General features: G+C 70.4%; 17 protein-coding genes. 13 read left to right on the plus strand and 4 right to left on the minus strand.

The window, feature by feature from the left end; translation table 11 throughout:
• Window positions 1-56: 56 nt before the first annotated feature.
• The 4 genes from M2352_RS04840 (at window position 57) to M2352_RS04855 (ending at window position 3,713) form a co-directional block, all read left to right on the plus strand.
• The gene (locus M2352_RS04840; RefSeq protein ID WP_264663371.1) at window positions 57-428 is read left to right on the plus strand and encodes a DUF952 domain-containing protein; all 372 of its coding nucleotides are present in this window, start codon (window positions 57-59) and stop codon (window positions 426-428) included.
• On the plus strand, window positions 425-1,495 hold the full coding sequence (locus tag M2352_RS04845) for a quinone-dependent dihydroorotate dehydrogenase (protein WP_264663372.1): 1,071 nt from the start codon (window positions 425-427) through the stop codon (window positions 1,493-1,495). Before M2352_RS04840 ends, M2352_RS04845 begins: the two co-directional genes overlap by 4 nt.
• Before the next feature lie 69 nt (window positions 1,496-1,564).
• A complete protein-coding gene (locus tag M2352_RS04850) occupies window positions 1,565-2,773 on the plus strand; it encodes an EAL domain-containing protein (RefSeq protein ID WP_264663373.1) in 1,209 nt (402 codons plus the stop codon).
• Between the two features lie 64 nt (window positions 2,774-2,837).
• On the plus strand, window positions 2,838-3,713 hold the full coding sequence (locus tag M2352_RS04855; protein ID WP_264663374.1) for a TIGR01459 family HAD-type hydrolase: 876 nt from the start codon (window positions 2,838-2,840) through the stop codon (window positions 3,711-3,713).
• 76 nt (window positions 3,714-3,789) lie between these two features.
• On the opposite strand, the gene M2352_RS04860 is transcribed toward M2352_RS04855, so the two are convergent.
• A complete protein-coding gene (locus M2352_RS04860) occupies window positions 3,790-4,275 on the minus strand; it encodes a ribbon-helix-helix domain-containing protein (RefSeq protein WP_264663375.1) in 486 nt (161 codons plus the stop codon).
• 210 nt (window positions 4,276-4,485) lie between these two features.
• Between M2352_RS04860 and M2352_RS04865 the strand changes: the two genes are divergently transcribed.
• The 4 genes from M2352_RS04865 (at window position 4,486) to infC (ending at window position 9,630) form a co-directional block, all read left to right on the plus strand.
• The gene (locus M2352_RS04865) at window positions 4,486-5,628 is read left to right on the plus strand and encodes a hypothetical protein (protein ID WP_264663376.1); all 1,143 of its coding nucleotides are present in this window, start codon (window positions 4,486-4,488) and stop codon (window positions 5,626-5,628) included.
• A gap of 5 nt (window positions 5,629-5,633) precedes the next feature.
• The gene (locus M2352_RS04870) at window positions 5,634-6,539 is read left to right on the plus strand and encodes an SH3 domain-containing protein (RefSeq protein ID WP_264663377.1); all 906 of its coding nucleotides are present in this window, start codon (window positions 5,634-5,636) and stop codon (window positions 6,537-6,539) included.
• A 502-nt stretch (window positions 6,540-7,041) separates the two neighbouring features.
• On the plus strand, window positions 7,042-8,991 hold the full coding sequence (thrS, locus tag M2352_RS04875) for a threonine--tRNA ligase (RefSeq protein WP_264663378.1): 1,950 nt from the start codon (window positions 7,042-7,044) through the stop codon (window positions 8,989-8,991).
• A 111-nt stretch (window positions 8,992-9,102) separates the two neighbouring features.
• Complete coding sequence (gene infC, locus M2352_RS04880; protein WP_264665304.1) at window positions 9,103-9,630, plus strand: translation initiation factor IF-3; 528 nt, start codon at window positions 9,103-9,105, stop codon at window positions 9,628-9,630.
• A 96-nt stretch (window positions 9,631-9,726) separates the two neighbouring features.
• On the opposite strand, the gene M2352_RS04885 is transcribed toward infC, so the two are convergent.
• Complete coding sequence (locus M2352_RS04885; protein ID WP_264663379.1) at window positions 9,727-11,700, minus strand: ATP-binding protein; 1,974 nt, start codon at window positions 11,698-11,700, stop codon at window positions 9,727-9,729.
• Between the two features lie 184 nt (window positions 11,701-11,884).
• Between M2352_RS04885 and M2352_RS04890 the strand changes: the two genes are divergently transcribed.
• From M2352_RS04890 to M2352_RS04910, 5 genes are all read left to right on the plus strand, one after another.
• Window positions 11,885-12,961, plus strand: a complete 1,077-nt coding sequence (locus M2352_RS04890; RefSeq protein WP_264663380.1) for a transporter substrate-binding domain-containing protein — start codon at window positions 11,885-11,887, stop codon at window positions 12,959-12,961.
• 142 nt (window positions 12,962-13,103) lie between these two features.
• Window positions 13,104-16,649 carry a response regulator gene (locus tag M2352_RS04895; RefSeq protein WP_264663381.1) on the plus strand — a complete coding sequence of 1,182 codons (3,546 nt, stop codon included), beginning with the start codon at window positions 13,104-13,106 and terminating at the stop codon, window positions 16,647-16,649.
• A gap of 133 nt (window positions 16,650-16,782) precedes the next feature.
• Entirely contained in the window at window positions 16,783-19,305 is a 2,523-nt protein-coding gene (locus M2352_RS04900; protein ID WP_264663382.1) for a sensor histidine kinase, read from the plus strand.
• Between the two features lie 137 nt (window positions 19,306-19,442).
• Entirely contained in the window at window positions 19,443-20,171 is a 729-nt protein-coding gene (locus M2352_RS04905) for a hypothetical protein (protein WP_264663383.1), read from the plus strand.
• Window positions 20,172-20,270: 99 nt separating this feature from the next.
• The gene (locus M2352_RS04910; protein WP_264663384.1) at window positions 20,271-20,495 is read left to right on the plus strand and encodes a hypothetical protein; all 225 of its coding nucleotides are present in this window, start codon (window positions 20,271-20,273) and stop codon (window positions 20,493-20,495) included.
• Window positions 20,496-20,547: 52 nt separating this feature from the next.
• On the opposite strand, the gene M2352_RS04915 is transcribed toward M2352_RS04910, so the two are convergent.
• Together M2352_RS04915 and moaA are read right to left on the minus strand one after the other, a co-directional pair.
• A complete protein-coding gene (locus tag M2352_RS04915; RefSeq protein WP_264663385.1) occupies window positions 20,548-21,351 on the minus strand; it encodes an NAD kinase in 804 nt (267 codons plus the stop codon).
• A gap of 99 nt (window positions 21,352-21,450) precedes the next feature.
• Entirely contained in the window at window positions 21,451-22,473 is a 1,023-nt protein-coding gene (gene moaA, locus M2352_RS04920; RefSeq protein ID WP_264663386.1) for a GTP 3',8-cyclase MoaA, read from the minus strand.
• Between the last annotated feature and the right edge of the window lie 378 nt (window positions 22,474-22,851).

The raw sequence follows: 22,851 nt of genomic DNA on the forward strand, positions 1-22,851 counted from the left end.
AGCGCAAAACGGGCGCACTGGCCGCATGGCCCCGTTTGCGGTAACGTGCTGCCGTCATGACCACACGCATCGTCTATCATATGTGCCGGCAGGCGGAATGGGACGCCGCCCAAGGCCCCGGCGCGTACCCCGGATCGTCGCAGGATGCGGCGGACGGCTTCATCCATTTCTCCACCGCCGCCCAGGTGGAGGAAAGTGCCGCCCGGCACCGCGCCGGCCAATCCGGGCTTGTGCTGCTGGCGGTGGACGCCGCCCGGCTGGGTCCGGCCCTGAGGTGGGAGCCGTCGCGCGGCGGGCAGCTTTTCCCCCATCTCTACGGCGCCCTGCCGGTGGCCGCCGTGGTGCGTGCCGACCCGCTGCCGCTGGGGCCGGACGGGCGCCATGTCTTCCCCCCTTCGTTTCCCCTTGATGACGCGAGCCTGCCGTGATCGATCTCTACCCCCTGGTTGGCCCGGTCCTGCGGTCGCTGGACGCCGAACTGGCCCACACCCTGTCCATCAAGTCGCTGGGGCTGGGCTTCGGCCCGGTGCAGAGCGAACCCGACGATCCCATCCTGCGCACGTCGGTGTGGGGGCTGGACTTCGCCAACCCGGTGGGGCTGGCCGCCGGCTACGACAAGAACGCCGAGGTGACCGGGCCGATGCTGCGCATGGGCTTCGGCTTCGTCGAGGCCGGCAGCGTCACCCCCCGGCCCCAGCCGGGAAACCCCAAGCCGCGGCTGTTCCGCCTGCCGGCCCAGGGGGCCGTGCTGAACCGCATGGGCTTCAACAACGAGGGTCTGGAGGTCTTTGCCCGCCGGCTGGAAGACCGCCGCGGCACGCCCTCCTCGCCCCCCGGCGTCGTCGGGGCCAATCTGGGCAAGAACAAGGACACGGTGGAGGCCGCCGACGATTACGTGCTGGGCGTGCGCCGGCTGGCGCCGCTGGCCGATTATCTGGTGGTCAACGTCTCCTCCCCCAACACGCCGGGGTTGCGCGCGCTTCAGGGCCGCGGGCCGCTGGAAACCCTGCTGCGCCGGGTGCTGGAGGCGCGCGACGCCTGCGCCACCGCCCGGCCGCCGGTGCTGCTGAAGATCGCCCCCGACCTGACCGACGAGGACAAGACCGACATCGCCGCCGTCGCGCTGGCCACCGGCATCGACGGTCTGGTGGTGTCCAACACCACCATCGCCCGGCCCAACGGCATCCCCGACCGCTTCCGCGACGAGGCCGGCGGGCTGTCGGGCCGCCCGCTGTTCGCCGCCTCCACCGCGCTCTTGGGCGAGATCTACCGGCTGACCGAAGGGCGCCTGCCCATCGTCGGCGTGGGCGGCATCGCGTCGGCGGACGACGCTTATGCCAAGATCCGTGCGGGGGCATCGCTGGTGCAGCTCTATTCCGCGCTGGTCTATGGCGGGCCGGGCCTGTTGTGGGCCATCAAGAGCGGTCTGGCCGGCCGGCTGCGCCGCGACGGCTTTTCCTGCGTGGCCGACGCGGTGGGGGCGGATCACCGCTGATTAAGAGGCCGGTAACCCCTGGCCCCCCACCCTGACGGGCAGGGATCGCCGCACCCGGAGTTGACACCGATGCCCCGCAAGAGCGCCGCCGTGACCTTGGTCCATGTGGTCTACGTCCTGGCCTACACCACCGCCGCCGTGGCGGTGGGGATGGCGGTGCCTCTGCTGTGGCCGGAATCCGCGCTGCCGGTGGCGGTTCTGGCGGGGGCGGTGGTGTTCCTGGCCGGGGCGCTGCTGCACGAGGTGGTGGCCCGCCGCGCCGCCGGACGCCGTGCCCGCCGCCGCCTGACCCATCTGGCCGCCGCCGCCACCGCGCTCCACGACGAGGTGCTGGACCTGCGCGCCCGCCTGGACCGGCTGGAGTCGGCGCCCGCGGCCCCCGCCGCCGCGTCCGCCCCCGGTTACGACACCGTGGTGCAGGAGGTGAAGCTGCTGCAAACCCTGGTGGGCCGCCTCTACACCGCCCGCACGGGCGAGGCATCGGCACCGCCCGCCGCCGCGGTTCCGGCGGTTGCCGCCCCGTCCCAGCCGCTGGACGATGCCGGTGTGCTGGAAGCGGTGCGGGATGCGCTGCGCGCCGACCGCATCGACGTGTATCTCCAGCCCGTGGTCAGCCTGCCCCAGCGCAAGCACCGGGGGTACGAGGTGTTCACCCGCGTGCGCTCCGCCGAGGGCGCGCAGATCATGCCCGACCGCTATCTCGACATCGCCGAGCGCGAGGGGCTGATCGCCACCATCGACAACCTGCTGCTGATCCGCTGCGTGCAGTTGATCCGCGAGACGGAGCGGCGGCAGCACCACATCACCTTCTTCAACAACATCTCGTCCGCCACCCTGGGCGATGCGGAGTTCATGCAGGACTTCCTGTATCTGATGCAGAGCAACCCGTCGCTGGTGCCCAAGCTGATCTTCGAACTGGGGCAGGAGGATCTGCGCAGCGGCCCGGCCACCACGCTGGCGGTGCTGGGGCAGGTGGCGCGGCTGGGCTTCCGCTTCTCGCTGGACCAGATCGTGGACCCGGACGCGGTGGATGTGGAGACGCTGGCGGCGGCGGAGTTCCGTTTCCTGAAGCTGGACGCCGGCCTGCTGCTGGCCCCCGCCACCGTCGATGCGGCGTGGTCGCTGCTCCAGCGCTGCCGCCGCCACGGGATCGACGTGATCCTGGAAAAGATCGAAACCGAACAGCAACTGGCGGCCCTGACCGAACTGGGAGAGGGCATCGACTTCGGCCAGGGCTACCTGTTCGGCGAGCCGCGGCTGAGCCGCAAGCCGGGCTGACGTTCGGCCGGTTTCGTGGCACAAAGGCGCCCTTGTGCCACCTTGCGAAGCGCTGTGCCTCATCATGACCGTGATTCCCGCCCTGACCGGCCTGTCCGCCGTCATCGACCGTTACGACGGGGTGATCCTCGACCTGTGGGGGGTGATCCATGACGGGACCAAGCCCTATCCCGGTGCCGAGGACTGCCTGGACCGGCTGCGGGCGGCGGGGAAGACCGTCTGCCTGCTGTCCAACGCCCCGCGCCGCACCGGCGGCGTCATTGCCAAGCTGGCCGGCATGGGCATCGGGCGCGGGCGCTACCACCACATCATGACCTCGGGCGAGGCCGCCTATGAGTCCATCGCCGCGCGGGACGCGCCGTGGACCCCCGCCATGGGCCGCAGCCTGTTCCACATCGGCCCCGAACGGGACCAGGATGTCTATCTCGGCCTGGACATGACCATCGTGCCCGAACCGGAACGGGCCGACGTGGTGCTGAACACCGGCATCGACGATTTCTCCGAAACGCTGGCCGATTACGAAGCCGTCCTGGCCCGCTGCCACGCCGCCGGCCTGCCCATGATCTGCGCCAACCCCGATCTGGTGGTGATGGTGGGCGATCAGATGGTCATCTGCGCCGGCACGCTGGCCGCCCGCTACGAACAGATGGGCGGGGCGGTGGTGTCCCACGGCAAGCCGCACCCGTCGGTCTATGCCCGCTGCCGCCATCTGATGGGGGATATTCCGGCATCGCGCATCCTGGCGGTGGGCGACAGCCTGCGCACCGACGTGGCCGGGGCCAACGCCGCGGGAATCGACGTGGCCCTGGTCACCGGCGGCATCCACCGCGAGGAACTGGGCGCCCCGTGGGGGGAGCCGGTGGACGCCGGGCGGCTGGCCGCCGCCGTCGCCGCCTCCGGCCACACGCCCACCTGGGTGGTGCCGCGCATGGTGTGGTGACCGCCGGCATCGGGGGCCGGGCATCCGGTCCCCCGCCGCCGCATCCCTTGTCCCCGCCGTCCGTCCGGTCCCGCCGTCACTCGCCGTTGAGGGGGATGGCGGTTTTCAGGGCTTCGCGCACCAGACGGGACGGGACGCCCAAGCCGCCGTCCTCCGGCGGTTGTTCGTGCAGGCCCATGCCCATTTTCGGCACGCTGCGGTAATAGCTGATGATGAACACCCGCAGGGCGGCGGTCAGGTTGGCCGCGCCCCGGCGGTGGTCAATTTCAGAGCATATCTGGTTTACGCTCATCCGCTCCCGCTCGCAGATATCCCGCAGCGAGTCCCAGATATACGGCTCCATCCGCAAGCTCGTCCGCCGGCCATTGACCGTGACGTTCCTGCACAGTAATGCCGGCTGCTCTTTCGAACCGCCTGTCTCCGCCATGTCGCCCTGCGCCTCTCGCCGTTCGGATGCTGCCAAGCCCTGGTGGGGATGCCGCCGTTTCCCGCCGCCGCCCCAGACATGGACCCAATACATCCACTTGTATGAATGATATTGCAAGCGGGGTGTGGCCGCCATGCAAAACTCGACCGATGGTCGCGCAAGACGCGGGCAGGCATTGCGCTTTGCGCGGTGGCCCGTCCCATCTCGCACGCATCCGCGGACGCCCTGGGAATCCCTGCCCGGCGGGGTGGGGGCGATTAAGCTCTTATCCTTCCCTCACGGATCTCTTATACCCATTCTCAAGCCGCCGGAGCGGGCACAGCCGGGCAGGAAAGGATGCGGGGAATGGCGAACAGGGTACGGACGGGGCGCGTATGGCTGCTGACGGCGCTTGTCCTGCCGCTGGAAGCCGGCCTCCAGGGGGCCGGGGCGGCGGGACTCGGGCTCTTGAGCCTCGGCGCCGCGGGGCTTGGGCTGCCCGCGGTGGCCGCCGCGCAGGAGCAGCAGGCACCCTCCCCCGATGGGGTGCGGCAGGAGGCGGCACGCCGGCTCCCCGCCCCCTGGGCGGTTCAGGATGTGACGCTCCATCCCGCCGGTGCCGACGGCGTGGCCGCCGTCAGCGTGCGGGTGCGGCTGACCCAGCCCACCTTTGCCGTCGAGCGCCGCACCGACGAGGTGGCGTTCCTGCGCCCCGTGGCCGACGCCGGCACGGAAAAGGTGCTGACCGGCACCGCCGCTCCCGCCGCCGGAAACGGGCAGGGCATCACCCTGGCGTTCGACAACGCCGAGGTGCTGGACAGCCTGGGCCGTCCGGCGGACCAGTTGCCGGGCCGGACCGTGGTGGCCGGCACGCCGGACGCCGCGGCGGCGGCGGAAAAACTGGCCGCCGCCGCCGCCCGCAAGCGCGAGGCCGACGAGCAGACCGCCGACAACGCGCTGGCGGAAACCGAACGCATGGCCCAGCAGATGAAGCTGATCGCCGCGCGCACGCAGCAGATGGACACCGTGCGCGCCCGCCTGTCCGGCGGCGAGCCGGCGGCACGGATCGCGGCGTTCGAAGCGGCGCTGGGCGGCGACGACGTGCCGCTGCGCCAGTTCGCGCTGGAAACCGCCTTCGCGGGCCGTGACCAGACGCTGCTCAATCTGGCACTGCGCGACTGGCTGGGGCGCAAGAAGGCGGTGCCGGTGCAGCTCTACGCCACGCGGGAGGAGCCGGCCAGCGAGACGGTGCTGCGCAACCTCGGCCCCCTGACCCTGGAGATCCAGGGATTCAACACCGTCAGCGGCAATCTGGTGGGGCGTCTGGGGGCTGCGGGCTACACCATCACCATGCCGTCGGCGGCGTCGGGCTATCTGGCCCAGAACGAGCTGACCATCAACAGCTTCGGCTGTTCGCTGACCCTGCGGCTGACCGAACACCGCACCTTCGACGGGCTTTACCGCTGCCAGACGCTGCCGGCGCTGGTGGCCCGAATCGTGCTGGATTGACCGGGATGACGGGCGGGCGGCTCATCGCGGCGTTCATCCTTCTGGCCGGGCTGCCGGGGGCCGGGCTGGCCCAGACGGCCGGCAAGCCGGCGACCCCCGTGTCACCCCCGACACCCGTCGCCCCCAAAATCACCCCCGCCGTCCAGCCAAAGGACGCGCCGGCCCTGGCGCCCCGCGGACCGTGGCTGCCGCTGCCGGTGCTGCCGAAACCCCTGTCGCCGCCCGTGCTGGCGGGCAGTACCGCTCCCGTGGCCGCCCCGGTGGCGGTTCCGGTCCCGCCGCCGGCCCCCCCCGTGGCGGAACAGCCGCCCCCGCCCGTATCCCCGGCCCCGCCGGCGGCGGGGCCGGGGGGGGACGCCATCGCGGCCGGGCGGGCTGTGTGGGCCACCGCCGGAATCTACATCCGCGCCGAACCCTCGGCCAACGGGCTGGTTCTCGACACCTTGGAAAAGGGGCAGCGGGCCACCGCGCTGACCGCCCCCGATTCCGCCGGCTGGGTGCGCATCGCCCGTGGCGGCAAACCGGCGGGCTGGGTTGCCGGCGCCTATCTGGCGGAGCACGACCCCGACTCGGGGACCGCGCCGCAACCGTCCGATGCCAAAGCCCCCGACGCCAAAACCCCCGACGCCAAAACCCCCGATGCCAAAACCCTGGATACCAAGGCGGCATCCTGCCTGGGGCCGTCGCCGGCGCCGGCGCGGGTGGCAGCACCGGGCACGAAGATGCGCATCACCACCGACACGCGCATCCGCCGCGAACCCTCGTGCGATTCGCCCGCTATTGACGTGATCGACGGCGGTGCCGTGGTCACCGTGACCGGCGGTGGAGACGACGGCTGGTACCGTATCCGCGGCGCCGGATGGGATGGGGTGTACGTGGCCGCGAAGCTGCTGGCCCCCCTCAGGCGGTGATGCCGCACGCGGGGGCTGTCCCTTGCGGCGGACGCTCCACCGTCTTACATTGGTATTCGGAGCAGGGGAGAGGCCGTAATCCTCTCCCCCGCTCCGAGCCTAACGGTCCAGAAGGTCAAGCAGGAGCTTGGTCACCTTCAGGATCAAGGCCAGGAGTTCGAGGATTTTTTCGAGCTTTCTTCATCCTCAAGACTCCCCGTCAGCGGGGGAGGGCCTATCCCTCCCCCTGTTCTCCCAGGGGTTGGGCACTGACACGCCAGGCATACGCTCCCGTGCCGCGGGTTACAATCGTATGATTGCGCGTGCCGCTTTGTTTGTCCGGCGGCATGATCAACCGCTGGGCGGTGTGTCCGTGTGGTCCGCGGGGGAAAGAAAGCGGATAAGCGGTGGGGTCCGTTGCACCGCTGTCGCTTGACAGGACGGTCCATCCCTTTAGAGTCCCGCTTCCCGTTCCCTTTTTTGGGGAATGGGCCACGTCAACCCTGCGAATACGGTGTTTGAGATGCCCAGCGTAGCCATCACGTTGCCCGACGGCAGCGTGCGTGAATTCGACGGGCCGGTGACGGGGGCGCAGATTGCCGCCTCCATCGGTCCTCGTCTGGCCAAAGATGCGCTTGCCGTCAAGATCGACGGCACGGTCCGGGATCTCACCACCACTCTGACCACCAACGCCAAGGTCGAAATCGTCACGCGCAGTCATGCCGACGCGCTGGAGGTGATCCGCCACGACGCCGCCCATGTGCTGGCCGAAGCGGTGCAGGAACTGTATCCCGGCACGCAGGTGACCATCGGCCCGTCGATCGCCAACGGTTTCTATTACGACTTTGCCCGCGCCGAGCCGTTCACGCCCGCCGATCTGGAAAAGATCGAGGCGAAGATGCGCGAGATCGTCGCCCGCGATGCCGCCATCGTGCGCGAGGAGTGGGACCGGGACGAGGCCATCGCCTGGTTCAAGGCCAAGGGCGAGCATTACAAGGCCGAACTGATCGAGGCCATTCCGGGCGGGGAGGCCATCAGCGTCTACCGCCAGGGCGAGTGGCTCGACCTGTGCCGCGGCCCGCACGCGCCCAGCACCGGCAAGGTCGGCACCGGCTTCAAGCTGATGAAGGTGGCCGGCGCCTATTGGCGCGGCGACAGCCGGAACGCCATGCTCCAGCGCATCTACGGCACCGCGTGGCGGGACGAGAAGGAACTGAAAGCCTATCTCCACCAGATCGAGGAGGCGGAAAAGCGCGACCACCGCCGTCTGGGCCGGGAAATGGACCTGTTCCATGTCCAGGAGGAAGCGGTCGGCTCGGTCTTCTGGCATCCCAAGGGCTGGACGCTCTACCGGACGCTGGAGACCTACATCCGCACCAAGCTGGAAGGCGCCGATTATGTGGAGGTGAAGACCCCGCAGCTCATCGACAGCTCGCTGTTCAAGGCGTCCGGCCACTGGGACATGTACGGCGACAACATGTTCAAGGTGGAAGCCGACCAGGGCGAGAAGATCCTGGGCGTCAAGCCTATGAACTGTCCGGGCCACGCGCAGATCTTCAAGCACAGCCTGCGCTCGTACCGCGACCTGCCGCTCCGCATGGCGGAATTCGGCGCCTGCCACCGCAACGAGCCGTCGGGCGCGCTGCACGGCATCATGCGCGTGCGCGCCTTCACCCAGGACGACGCCCACATCTTCTGCACCGCCGATCAGGTGCCGGAGGAAGCGGCGAACTACTTCAAGCTCCAGCTCGGCGTCTATCGGGATCTCGGTTTCGAACAGATCGCGGTGAAGCTGGCGCTGCGCCCCGACGTGCGGGCCGGCGACGATGCCACCTGGGACCGTGCCGAGGAAGCGCTGCGCACCGCGCTGCGGGCTGCCGGCCTGGACTTCGAGGAACTGCCCAACGAGGGCGCCTTCTACGGCCCCAAGGTGGAATTCCACCTGACCGACGCCATCGGGCGGACGTGGCAGTGCGGCACCTTGCAGTACGACGCCATCCTGCCCGAACGGCTGGATATCACCTACATCGGTGAAGACAGCGCGCGTCACCGTCCGGTGATGCTCCACCGTGCCATCCTCGGCTCGCTGGAACGCTTCATCGGCATGCTGATCGAGCATTACGCCGGCAAGCTGCCCCTGTGGCTGGCCCCGGTCCAGGCGGTGGTCGCCACCATCACCAACGAGGCGGACGGGTATGCCGCCGAGGTGGCGGCGACCCTGCGCAAGGCCGGCGTGCGGGTCGAGACCGACACCCGCAACGAAAAGATCAACCTGAAGGTGCGCGAGCACAGCCTGAAGAAGGTGCCCATCCTGGTGGTCGTCGGCCGCCGCGAATCCGAGGAACGCACCGTCGCATTGCGTTTCCTGGGGGGCAAGGATCAGGAAGTTCTTGCACTTGACGCCGCCGTGAATAAACTGGCAACTGAGGCACGGTCCCCGGCGGGTGACCGTGCACCCGATTTGCCGTTCTGATTTGATCCGTAGACCGGTCTTCCTTCCGAAGTGGGTTTCGTCCCTCCCCAGGGGCGAAACCCCGATCCGCGGGAAGCGGTCCCAGAGAGTGGAGACAGTTCCATAGCCAGGATACCGTCCGAAGCCGCCCCGACCCGCGATGGTCCGCGAGTCAACCGGGAGATTACGGCTCGTTCCGTCCGACTCATCAACGCCAACGGCGACATGGTGGGTGTGGTGTCGCTGCGCGACGCCTTGATTGCCGCTGAGGACGCCGGTCTCGATCTGGTCGAGATCGCCCCGCAGGCCGAACCCCCGGTCTGCAAGGTTCTCGATTACGGCAAGTTCAAGTTCGAAGCGCAGAAGAAGGCCGCCGAAGCGCGTAAGAAGCAGAAGGTCATCGAGGTCAAGGAGATCAAGCTCCGGCCCAACATCGATGACAACGATTACGACGTGAAGATGCGGTCGGCCCGCCGGTTCATCGAGGAAGGCGACAAGGTCAAGGTGACCATGCGCTTCCGTGGCCGCGAAATGGCGCACCAGGATCTGGGCATGAACGTGCTGATCCGTGTCCGCGACGAGCTGGAAGAGATCGCCAAGGTCGAGCAGATGCCCAAGCTGGAAGGCCGCCAGATGGTCATGGTCCTGGCCCCCCGCTAAAAGGCGTCCGTACACGGCTGTCTCTCGTCAAAAACCCCCTTCCACCGGCTGGTGGAGGGGGTTTTTGCATGCCGGCCCGTCCGCCTCCGCCTCCGTTCAGCCCGTCTCCGTTTCCGCCGCGTGCTTGTCCGCCGGGGCCGTCAGGGGGGCGGTGATGCGGAAGCGGCAGCCGGCGGTGCCGGGGGCCGGGGGCTCCAGGTCGATACGCCCGCCCAGCGTGCGGGTGACCAGATTGAACACGATGTGCAGCCCCAGGCCCGTGCTCCCCGCCCCGCGGCGGGTGGTGAAGAAGGGGTCGAACACCTTGTCGCGGTTGGCGGCGGGAATGCCGCGGCCGTCGTCGGCGTAGGTCAGTTCCACCGTGCCGCCGGTTTCCACGGCGCGGATGGACAGGGTGCCGGTCTGCCCTTCCTCATAAGCGTGGATCAGGGAGTTCATGACCAGATTGGTGATGGTCTGCGACCATGCGCCGGGCGGGCCGTCGATCTCGATGCCGGGGGGGCAGTCCACCGTCACCTGATGGCCGCCCTTGCGCCAGGCGGGTTTCAGGCTCTGCACCACCTCGTCCAGATACTGGCGCAGGTCGAAGCGGCGGCGTTCGTCGGTGCTCTGGTCCACCGCCACCTGCTTGAAACTGTGCACCAGATCGGCGGCGCGCCCGATGTTGGCCAGCAGGATCTCACCGGTTTCGGTGGCCGTTGACAGGTAGCGGTCGAAATCGGCCCGGCGCAGCGGCCCGCTGTGGAACGTCTGCTTGATGCGGCCGGTCTCGTCCGCCAGATAGGAGGCGGAGGTCAGGGCATTGCCCAGCGGCGTGTTGATCTCGTGCGCCACGCCGGCCACCAACTGGCCGAGCGCTGCCATCTTCTCCGCCTGGATCAGGCTGTCCTGGGTGCGGCTGAGTTCGGCCAGCGCGTGTTCGGCGGCGTTCTTGGCGGTGCGCAGATCCTCTTCCCGCCGGGCGATCTCGGCGAGGAAGAAGTCCATGGCGGCGCCGATGTCGGCGATCTCGTCCGCCGCCCGCTGGGGCTTGGCGGCGGGCGCGGACGATCCGTCCACATGGCTCAACACCCGGTCGCGTACCTGCACCAGCCGCCGCACCACGTTGCGGTTGATGTAGGCGATGGCCGCCGCCGCGGCCAACAGGCTGGCGGCGATGGCGGCGGCCAGCACCATGCCGGTGCGCGCCGCATCCCGGCTCAGCCCCTGGCCGATGCCGAGCGCGCGGGCTTCCACCCCGCGGGCCATGGCGCCGACCCTGGCGACGAAGGTGTTCGACAGCTCCCGGTTGGCCAGCAGCAGGTGCTGGATGGTGGCGGTGACGGCGGCCAGCTGCTCCTGCGTGGCGAACAGGCCGTCGTCCCCCTCGCTGACGCCGCGCATCTCGGCCAGAATGGCCGAGGCCGGGGTGATGGTGCCGGGGGGCAGGCCGGTGGTGCGGCGCTGGAGCTGGTCCAGGAGCATGGCGGTTTCCTGGCGCAGCCCTTCGAACCGCCGCCCGTTGGGGGTGCCCAGCGCCGACATCATCAGCCCGACCGCCCGCTGGGCGTCGCCCATCCACGCGGTCAGCGGCGGTGTTTCGCGCCCGTCCTCGGTGGCGAAGGCGGTCAGGCGGGTGGGCAGGCGGATCAGCCGGGCCATCATCGCCTGCACATGGCGGTTCAGCTCGATGCGCTGGCCGACCACCGCGTCCAGCCGGGCCAGATTGTCGATCAGATCCCTGTGCAGCCCGTCGATGCCGGCCAGTTCCTCGTCGCTGACGCCGTGGCGGCGCAGCCGTTCACGCAGTTCGGTCAGCGCCTGCCCCTGGTCGGCGATGCGGTCGGCCACGGACCGGCGGATGAAATCGCTGTCGGCCACCGCCAGCGACGGCGCGTTGGCGACGATGGAGTGGCTTTGCTGCGCCAGGAGGGAGGTGCCGATCAGCGTGGGGATGTAATCGCCCGACACCCGGTCCATGCCGTCGCGGAACTGCGCGGTGGTGATCAGCGACAGCGCCCCGCCCCCCATCATCAGCACGATCATGATGAACAGGCCGGCGTTCAGGCGCGAGGCAACTCCAAACCGCAAGAAAGGCATCATCTCCTCGACGGGCAGCGCTTCCGGGGGGAACAGGGCCGCGGCGGGCGGCGGTAGGGCATGGCCGGCTGCAGGCCGGAAGTATGCCGGAGGGTGCGCTAACGAATGGTTTCCTATACAACATCCTCCGGTATTCGTCACACCGGCTGTTGGGCCGGCTGCCGGGGAAAAAGCCATGGGTCGTTCCGATCCCGCGCGGCGGGCCGTCCGCCGCCTGGGGGCAGCCCTGCTGGGGGCCGCCGTTCTTACCGCCGCGGCATCAGGGAAAGGGCGTGCCGATGCCGGCACGCTGGACATGGTGCGCGAACGGGGGGTGCTGAATTGCGGCGTCGCCGACCTGGGCCGCTATCTGGCCGGCACCGACGCGCAGGGGCGCTGGGTCGGCTTCTACCCCGACCTGTGCCGGGCGGTGGCGGCCGCCGTGCTCAAGGACGCCGAGGCGGTGGCCTTCATGCCCGCGACCATGGGGGTGCGGCTCGACGGGCTGAGGACGGGGGAGATGGACCTGTTGATGACCCCCACCACCTGGACCCTGGAGCGGGAGGCGGACCAGGGCATCGGCTTTCCCGCGGTGGCGTTCTATGACGGCCAGGGTTTTCTGGCCGAGTCGCCCGAGGCGGCGGCGGCCATGACGGCGGGAAAACCCATGCGGATCTGCGTGGTGGCCGGCACCACGTCGGAACGCAATCTGGCCGACCTGATCCGGGCGGGCGACCGCCCCTGGACCCTTCTCACCGTCAAGACGCGGCAGGGCCGGAACGAGGCGCTGTTGCAGGGCCGCTGCGACGTGCTGAGCGCCGACCGCCTGGATCTGGCCGAAGCGCGGGAGGTGTTGCGCGTTCATGGCCGCGCGCTGGTGCTGCTGCCCGACGTGATGTCGCGGGAACCGGTGGGGCCGGCCGTGCGTCAGGACGACCCCCAATGGGCCGCCGTCGTGCGCTGGGTGATGTTCGCCCTGATCCTGGGCGAGGAAAAGGGGATCACCGCCGCGGCCGCCGCCCACCCGGCGTCGGTGCGGGGGGACGGTGAAACCATGCGGCTGCTGGGCCGGCAGGACGGGGCGGGCCAGGGTCCGGGTATAGGCCAGGGGCTGGGGCTGGACCCCGGCTGGGCGGCGCGGGCGCTGGCCGCGGTGGGGAATTACGGCGACGTGTTCGAGCGCCATTTCGGTGCCGGCGGGCTGAAGCTGGAGCGCGGCCACAACGCCCTGTGGCGTGACGGCGGGCTTCTCTACGCCCCGCCGTTCCGGTGAGGCCCGCCGCTTCGCCGTCCGTTTTTGTCGGCTTGGGTGAATTGCCGGGAAAGCGTGTGCCATGCTAGCTTCGGCCCGTGGCCGGGGCGCCTGCCGGGATGGTGCCGGCCCGCGCGAGAGCCGGGAGGGTCGGATCGTCTCCATGCAGTTTCCACGGCTTGGCGTCGCCTTCCGCATGCTGGCGGGCCTGGTGCTGATCGGCGGCTTGACCGCGGCGACCGGCGTGGTGGCCGTGTCGCTGTTCTCCCGTTTCCACAAGGGGTTCGAGCGCATCGCCACCGACCGGGTGCCCAATCTGGTCAGCGCGTCCCAGCTTGCCCAGCAGTCGGGAACGGTGGCGGCCAACGCGCCGGCCCTTGTGGCGGTGCAAAGCCAGTCGGTGCGCGAGGCGGTGATGGCCCGGCTGGGCGATCAACTGGCCCTGCTGGACGAGCTGATCGGCCGCCTGCGCCGGCAAGGCGGCGGGACCACCGATGTCTCGGAACTGGAGCGCCGCCGCAACGAGCTGGCCGACAACCTGACCGCGCTCAACACCCAGGTCGAACGGCACCTGTCCGTTTCCAGCGAGACCGATGCCCTGGTCGCCCGCATGGTCGGCCTGTCCGAGCGCATCCGCACCGTGCAGTCGGCGGGCGGAACACGCTGGCTGCACATGTGGGGGGAAAACGCTTCCCACGCGCTGACGGTGATGCTGGCCGCCGCCCGCGCCGACCACGAGGCCAAGGTGGAGCGGCTGCGGCGCGAATTCCGCGACGCGCTGGACCGTGCCGCCGGGGTGCTGGCCGACCAGCCGCGCAGCGCCGTGGCGGGGGTGGAGGCGCTGCACCGCGAGCTGTCGATCCTGGGACTGGGGGAGCGCAACCTGTTCTCCAACCGCCTGTCGGAAATCGCGCTCCAGCGCACCATCAAGGGGGCGGTGGCACGGAACCAGACCGTCTCCGACCGGCTGGTGGCGGCGGTGTCGGACTATTTCCTGACCATCGAGCAGGAGGTGAACCAGTCCGCCGGCCGCTTCGAACAGGACATCAGGACCGGCGAGCGCGCGATCCTGGCCATGGCGCTGCTGTCGATCCTGGGGGCGCTGGCCATCGTCGTCTACATCAACCGCTCGGTGGTCCGCCGGCTGCGGCTGCTCCAGGGGGCCATGCTGGCCTATGAGAGCGGGCGCACGGTGGAGGTGCCGGCCCGCGGGCGCGACGAGATCGGCGACATGGCCCGGGCGCTGCAGTTCTTCGTCGCCACCATCCAGACCCGCGAACAGGAACTGCTGGAAAGCGAGCGGCGCCTGCGCACCATCCTGGAGCAAAGCCCGGCGGGGGTGGCCATCGTCCAGTCCGACGGCACGGTGGTGTTCGCCAACGCCCGCGCCGCCGAGATGGCCGGCATGGACCGCCAGCGCCTGATCGGCGCCCGCCATCCCCTGACCCCGGTGATCGACGGCAGCCAGTCCCGGACGGCGGGTGCCCCGGCGCTGGTCACCGACCGCGGGCCGGAGGCCGGCGTCGTCGCCCGCGACGTGGAGGTGGCGGTTACCCGCCCCGACGGCCGCCGCGCCTGGGCCCTGCTGACCATCCAGCGCACGGAGTTCGAAGGGCGCCCGGCGGTGCTGGTGTGGAGCTACGACATCACCGAACGCAAGCTGGCGGAAGAGGCGCTGCGCTCGGCCAAGGAACAGGCCGAGGTGGCGGCCCGCTCCAAATCCGAATTCCTGGCGACCATGAGCCACGAGATCCGCACGCCCATGAACGGCGTGCTGGGCATGCTGGAGCTGATCGCGTTGACGCCGCTGAACGGCGAGCAGACCACCCTGTTGACCACCGTGCGCGACAGCGCCATGGCGCTCTTGCGCATCATCGACGACATCCTGGACCTGTCGAAGATCGAAGCCGGCAAGCTGGACCTGGAAGAGATGCCGCTGGCGCCGCTGGACCTGGTGGAGGGGGTGGCCGACCTGCTGGCCCCCCAGGCGCAGCACAAGCACCTGATGATGGTCTGCGACGTGGATCCCGAGATCCCGGCCCGCGTGCTGGGCGATCCCGGCCGGCTGCGGCAGATCCTGTTCAACCTGACCGGCAACGCCATCAAGTTCACCGAGAGCGGGCGGGTGGTTCTGCGCCTGCGCGCCGTGCGCGGGGCCCCGCGCGGGCGCGTGCGCCTGACCTTCGAGGTGGAGGACACCGGCATCGGCATCAGCCCGGCGGGGCAGGCCCGGCTGTTCCAGCCCTTTTCCCAGGCCGACAGTTCCACCACCCGCCGGTTCGGCGGCACCGGGCTGGGGCTGGCCATCTGCACCCGGCTGGTGGAGATGATGGGCGGGCAGATCGGGGTGCAGTCGTCGCCGGGGCGCGGGTCCACCTTCTGGTTCGCCGTCGATCTGCCGCTGGCGGCGCGGGAGGAGGAGGGCGGCGGCGTCCCGGATCTGGCCGGCATCACCGTGCTGCTGGCCGACGAGGATCCCGCGGAACGCACGGTGCTGACCCGCATGCTCCAGGGGGCCGGCGCCGTGGTCGCCGACGCCGACAGCGCGGAAGAAGCGCTGGATCTGTTCGATCTGGCCGCCCCCGACCTGCTGATGGTGTCGGCGGGGCTGCCGGGGGAACACGGCCCCGGCCTGGACATGCTGATGAGCGGCATCGCCGATTACCATCAGGTGGGGGGCACCACCCCGCCGCTGCTGGTGCTGGCCGACGGCCGCGGCATCGCCTCTCCCGCCGGGGCCGGGGTGCTGGTCCGCCCGTTGCACCGGCGCGACGTGCTGCGCGCCGTGGGCGACCGCACCGGGTGCGCCGTGCCCGCCGTGGACGCCGCCCCTTCGGTTCCCGACGCCGTGGACGAACCGGCGCTGCCGGTGACCGGTCAGCGCATCCTGGTGGCCGAGGATCACCCCACCAACCAGCAGGTCATCGTCCGCCAGCTTCGCCAGTTGGGATTCGAGGCCGACATCGTGGCCGACGGGGCGGAGGCGCTGGCGGCGTGGCGCGGCGGCGGCTACAGCCTGCTGATCACCGACTGCCACATGCCGCGCATGGACGGCTACGAACTGGCCCGCCGCATCCGGGCGGAGGAGCGGGCGGAGGGCGCCCCCGGTGCCGCCCCGCTGCCCATCATCGCCATGACCGCCAACGCGCTGGCCGGGGAAATGGAGCGCTGCACCGACGCCGGCATGGACGCCTACCTGCCCAAGCCGGTGACCCTCCAGCAACTGTCCGCCACCCTGCGCCGCTGGGCGGCGTGCGCCCCGGCCCCGGTGCCGGTGGTGAATGGGGGGGCCGTGCCGGCGGGCGGGGCGCCCATCGCGTCCGTCACCGCCGGGCCGGAACCGGGGGTGCTGGATCTGGATCACATCCGTGCCACCTTCGGCAGCCTGGACGCGGGCACGGTGGCGATGATGGGCTATTTCATCGAAACCACCCAGCCGCTGGTGGCCGAAACGGCGGCGGCCCTGGACCGGGGCGATCTGGAGGCGGCGCGGTCCGCCGCCCACGCCGCCGCCGGTGCCGCCCGCACCGCCGGGGCCGGCACGCTGGCCGCCGCCTGTTCGGCGGTGGAGTTGGCGATCCACCGCGGCGACCGGTCCGCCGCCATGACCGCCGCCACCGCCATGGCCGCCGCCTTTCCCCGCGTGGCGGCCGCCGTCGCCCGCCTGCGTCCCGACGGCGCCGAGACGCCCGTGGAAGCCGGGTCATGACGGGCCATGGCCGTTCGGGTGGCCCCGTTTCCGCCGGCTCTCCCGAAAAGGTGGTAATGCCTCTGTCTTACCGATCCAATTCCGCTCTGTGGGTGTCTTGCCGCTGGGTGCCCGCTGGTTTAGGTTGGGTCTTGTGACGACGTTCAACGGATATGCCCCACCGCTCATCGCCGTGGGGGTGGGTGCGGTGGCCCTGTTGGCGGGCGCCGTGGACCTGTCGCCGGCGGTGGCGCTGGCCGGTGGCGGCGGTCTCGCCGGGGCCACGGCCCTGGCGTGGCTGTGCCGTGGCCGTCAGTCGCGGTCCGACACCCTCGATGCCGTCCTGGCCACGGCCCCCCACCCCTGGTGCCGGGTCCGGGGGGGGGACATCACCGCCGCCGCGCCCGGTTTCGCCAGCCTGCTGGGCGGCAGCCTTCCAGCCCGTCTGGAGGCCATCGCCGCCGCGCTGGTGCCCGCGGACGCCGCCGCCTTCGCCGCCGCGTCCGAGGAGCTTGGCCGCTCCGGCATCGGTTTCCGCCTGGAGGTGGAAAGCCGGGAGGGCCGGCGGCTGGTGCTGACCGGGGCGGCCCTGGCGGAGGCGGACGAGGCCGGAGACGGTGGCAACGGAGCCATGGTGCTGTGGGCCGAGGACGGAACCGCCGCGGTCCGGGCGCACAGCGCCGCCGAACGGGCCCGGCACGCCGCCGAGAGTGCCGCCGGGGTGGCGGAAACCGAAACCGTCCGTCTGCGCACCGCGCTGGAGGCGCTGCCGCTGCCCGTGTGGATGCGCAGCGAGGATCTGGCCGTCATATGGTGCAACCGCGCCTATGCCCGCGCGGTGGAAGCCGAACCCGCCGCCGCGGTGGCCGAAGCGCGTGAACTGGTGCCCGACGGCGGCGCCCGCCCCATGGCCGCCCGCGCGCGGGCCGAGGGGGTGGCCCAGTCCCGCCGCTACACCGTGGCGTTCGGCACCGAACGCCGCCTGCTGGAGGTGACGGAGGTTTCGCTGCCCCTGCCGCAGGGGGATGCGCTGGCGCTGGGCTTCGCGCTCGACGTGACGGAGACGGAGACCCTGCGCAGCGAACTGGCCCGCCATCAGGCCGCCCACGCCGAGGTGCTGGAGCGGCTGGGCTCGGCCATCAGCGTGTTCGGCCCCGACATGCGGCTGAAGTTCCACAACCAGGCCTATGCCCGCCTGTGGGAACTGGACGAGGCGTTCCTGCGCACCGAGCCCACCCACGGCGAGGTGCTGGAGGATCTGCGCGCCCGCCGCAAGCTGCCGGAATACGCCGATTTCCCCAGCTTCAAGCGCGAGCGGCTGGCCCAGTACACCCGGCTGATCGAGCCGATGGAAGAGATGATGCACCTGCCCGACGGCACGACGCTGCGGGTGCTGCTGGCCCCCCATCCGCTGGGCGGGCTGATCATGATCATGGAGGACGTCACCAACACGCTGGCGCTGGAATCCTCGTACAACACGCTGATGGCGGTGCAGCAGGAAACCCTGGACAATCTGGCCGAGGGCATCGCCGTCTATGGCGGCGATGGACGGCTGAAGCTGTCCAACCCGTCCTATGCCCGCATCTGGAACCTGTCGGATCAGGATCTGCAGGGCGAACCCCACATCGCCGACATCCTGGAGCACATGCGCCCGTTCTTCGTGGACGAAACCGTGCCCGGCGGGCCTTCGGGCGGGGCGGTGTCCGGCGGCTTCGGCTTCCCGCCCATGGCCGGCTGGGGCGGGGACTGGGATTTCCTGAAGGACGAGATGATCGGCGCCACCCTGGAACGCGCCGTGCGGTCGGGCCGGCTGGAACGGCGCGACGGGTCGGTGGTGGAATTCTCCACCGTGCCGCTGCCCGACGGGGCAGTGCTGACCAGCTATCTCGACGTCACCGACAGCGCCCGGCTGGAACAGGCGCTGCGCGCGTCCAACGCGGCGCTGGAGGCGGCGGACCAGTTGAAGACCGAGTTCATCGCCAACGTCTCCCACCATCTGCGCACGCCGCTCAACAGCATCATGGGCTACGCCGACATGCTGGCCGGGCAGTATTTCGGCCCGCTGACCCCGCGGCAGGCCGAATGCGTCACCAGCATGCAGACGGCGGGGGAGCGGCTGCTGGGGCTGATCGACGATGTGGTGGATCTGGCCAGCATCGGCGCCGGGGTGACAGCCCTGGAGCGCGGCCCGGTGGATCTGGCCGATGTGGTGGAAACCGTCGCCGGGCTGACCCAGGAATGGGCGCGGCGGGAGGAACTGCGGCTCGACGTGACCATTGCCCCCGGCCTCGGCACGCTGGAGGGGGACGACAAGCGGCTGAAGCAGGCGCTGTTCACGCTGGTGGTCGCCGCCATCCGCAGCCGGCCCGCCGACGGGCGGGTGGTGCTGCGGGCCGAGCGCACCGGGGACGGCGCCCGGCTGACGGTGGGCGACCCCGCCGCCGACACGGGCGGGCGCCGGTTCGATTCCGCCCCGCCGTTCGACGCCGGGCGTTTCGGCACTCCCCCGTTCGACGGCGCGCGGTTCGAGCCGGCGGGCACCGACCCGGCCCTGGGGCTGGCGCTGGTGCGCAATGTCATCGACCTGCACGGCGGGCGGATGGAGGTGAGCGAGGCGCCGGGCTGCGGCCTTCTGGTGCGCTGCTCCTTGCCGGTGACGGCGGTGCAGGCGGGGTAGGGCTGCGTTTGCCGCGGGTGTAACGCCCCTTTGCCGCGACAACGGCGGGAACGGCGGTTGCGCCGATTCGCGTCCTTGGCTAGACTCGCCAGCCATTGCATGGGCCGTGCTGACATGCGCTGCTTCCAGGTGCCGCGATGACCGCTCCCGACGGATCCTCCATCGACAGCCTCGGGCCTTCGTCCGGGGGGGATGGGCCGTCGGCGCTCGTGCCCTGCTGCGGGCGGTCGGTGGTGGCCGGGCGCCGGGTGGCGTGCCCGCCGCTGTTCGCGGACGCGGTGCAGGGGCTGGCGGTGCGCCGCGGCTGCGACACGGGTGCGCTGGTGGCCGCCGCCCTGCTGCTGGGTGGTGACGAGCGGCTGGCGGCCACCGACGATCCCGGCGCGGGGGATGCCGGGCTGATGCTGGTCCTGCCCCCCGGTGCGGCATCCCTGGGCGACGGGGCGGTCCGCCGGCTGCTGGTGCTGGCGCTGCGGCTGGCCGATCCCGCCGCGTGGCGCCTGACGCCGCCGGACCCGGCGGAGGAGGAGCGGGCCCGGCTGTCCGCCCGCGTGGAAACCCTGGAATACCGCAACAAGGCCCTGGCCAACGCCCTGGAACGGGTGTCGTTCCAGCCCCTGAAGGAAGGGGTGCTGCACGTGCGCGATGCCGCCCAGATGTTCGGTTTCGCCAACGAATGGTGCTTCGACGAGGACCGGGTGGTCCGCCGGTTCCGCGAACTGGCCCCCGTCTACCATCCCGACACCGGGGTGGTCGCCTGCCGCGAGCGGATGGCCCAGTTGATCGAGGCGCGCAATGTGCTGGTCCGCCACGTGCGCACCGTCTATCCCGCCGGCCTGTGGCCCGGCCATCGCCGGGCGGTGTAACCCGTCCGCGTTCTTCTCCCTTGAAGACGTACCCCGTACGGCCAATCTATGACGCGGCCGTATCGGGCGGCCCGACTTCATCCGTGGGGGATACGATCCATGCCGACCAACCAGTCCCTGACCAACATTCTCGACAAGGCGTACGAGAACAAGCCGCTGAAGGAAATCATCGAAGCCTCGCCCGCCGCCCTTCAGGGCGTGTCGGAAAAGGATGCCGAGGCCCTGAAGCAGGCGTTCGACATCAAGACGATCAAGGATCTGGCGGACAACAAGTTCATCCGCTGGGCGCAGGCGCTGGTGACGCTGGCCGCGCAGGAAAAGTAATTCCGCCCGCCCCGTGCGCCGCCCTTTCCCCGCCAGCGGGGGACGGGTGGCGTCAGGGTTCGAACTGTTCCTTCAAGATCCGTTCCTCGAAATTGAATTCGGGGTCGAACAGCAGGGTCAGGGCGATTTCGCGGGCCTCGCGCACGTCCACCTGCACCACCTCGCGCACTTCGGTGAAATCGGCGACGGCGCTGACCGGGCGCTTGTGTGTTTCCAGCACGTCGAAGGTGATGGTGGCCGTGTGAGGCAGCAGCGCCCCGCGCCAGCGCCGCGGGCGGAACGCGCTGATGGGGGTCAGGGCCAGGATCCCGGCGGCCAGCGGCACGATCGGGCCGTGGGCCGACAGGTTGTAGGCGGTGGACCCCGCCGGCGTGGCCACCAGACACCCGTCGCAGATCAGCTCCTGCATGCGCACCTTGCCGTCCACGGTGATGCGCAGCTTGGCCGCCTGGCGGGTTTCGCGCAGCAGCGACACCTCGTTGATGCCGATGGCTTCCACCATGTCGCCGTTGGTGCGGGTGGCGACCATGCGCAGCGGGTGCAGGGTGACGCTCTGGGCGCGGGCCACCCGTTCGGGCAGGTCGTGGTCGCGGTAGGCGTTGAGCATGAAGCCCACCGACCCGCGGTTCATGCCGTAGACCGGCTTGGCGGTGCCGTTGCCCACGCTCAGCGACCGGTGCAGGGTTTCCAGCAGGAAGCCGTCCCCCCCCAGCGCCACGATGACGTCGGCATCCCCGATGGGGGTGTTGCCGTAGCGGTGGACGAGCCGGGTGCGGGCCGCCCGCGCCTCGTCGGTGTCGGCGCACACGAAGCTGAGGCGCGGCGGGTCGTCGGGATGGATGGGCAGGGTGTTCATCGGCGCGTCGGATGGTCGGGGCCACGGCGGGGTGCCGGCCGGTATGACCATAGCCTATCGGAGGGGAAAAAGCCCCCCTTAACACGGGGTGGGGGGGACTCAGCCCCCCGTCACGCTCATGTGGCGCGGCACGGCGGGGGCCTGGTGCCGGCGGTCGATGATGAAGTCGTGGCCCTTGGGCTTGCGGACGATGGCCTCGCGGATCGCCTGTTCCAGCAGCGCGTCGCTGTCGCTGACCCGCAAGGGGGTGCGCAGGTCGGCGGCGTCCTCCTGCCCCAGGCACATGTAAAGCGTGCCGGTGCAGGTCAGCCGCACCCGGTTGCAGCTTTCGCAGAAATTATGGGTCATCGGCGTGATGAAGCCGATGCGCCGCCCGGTTTCCCCCACCGTCACATAGCGGGCGGGGCCGCCGGTGCGGTAATCGCTCTCGTCCAGGGTCCAGCGCGTCTGCAGCTCGGCGCGCACCACGGACAGGGGCAGGTATTGGTCGCAGCGGGACAGGTCGCCCAGCTCGCCCATGGGCATCACCTCGATGAAGGTGAGGTCGTAGCCCTCCTGCCCGCACCATTCGACCATGGTGTGGAATTCGTCGTCGTTGACGCCCTTCAGCGCCACGCAGTTGATCTTGATGGCCAGCCCGGCGTCGCGGGCCACCCGGATGCCCTCCAGGATCTTGCTCAGCTTGCCCCAGCGGGTGATCGCCTGGAACTTGTGCGGGTCCAGCGTGTCCAGCGACACGTTGATGCGGCGCACGCCGGCCTCCACCAGACCGGCGGCGTGCTTGAACAGCATGGTGCCGTTGGTGGTCAGCGTCAGCTCGTCCAGGGCGCCGCTCTTCACGTGCCGGCCCAGCGACCGGATCAGGTTCATGATGTCCCGCCGCACCAGCGGTTCCCCGCCGGTCAGCCGCAGCTTGCGCGTGCCCAGCCGGACGAAGGCCGACGCCAGCCGGTCGATCTCCTCCAGCGACAGCACTTCCGCCTTGGGCAGGAAGCTCATGTCCTCCGCCATGCAATAGACGCAGCGCAGGTCGCAGCGGTCGGTGACGGAGATGCGCAGGTAATTCACCGCACGCCCGAACGGATCGATGAGCGGCAGGGTGTCGGCGGACGGCGAAGACATGGACGCGGCTCCTCCCTCGGACGGTTGGGTGCGGTTGAACCGGGAAGCACAGGTTCTCCGCATCTCGGCAACGGCCCTGTTTTTCCGCTCCCGGTCCTGGCCGGGAATCAGGAAATGGTCGTACCGCCGACATTATCACAGGGGGGCGCCCGGCGGAAATCGTTCACAAAGGAACGAAACGCCCCTGCCGTCCCCCTCTCCCCCCCGAGAGGGCCGGGGAGACGGCTCGCTTTTCGCGCATCAGCCCGAAAAGCGAGCCGTCAGGCTCTCCAAACCTCACGTTTCGGCGTTGCTTCGCAACGGATGCCGGGCGTTCCGCGCGGCATCCGGCCCTCACCCACCCCTCTGCCCGCCGGGGAGAGGGCTTCCCGTCCCCCG

Source organism: Azospirillum fermentarium (genome assembly GCF_025961205.1).
Taxonomy (GTDB): domain Bacteria; phylum Pseudomonadota; class Alphaproteobacteria; order Azospirillales; family Azospirillaceae; genus Azospirillum; species Azospirillum fermentarium.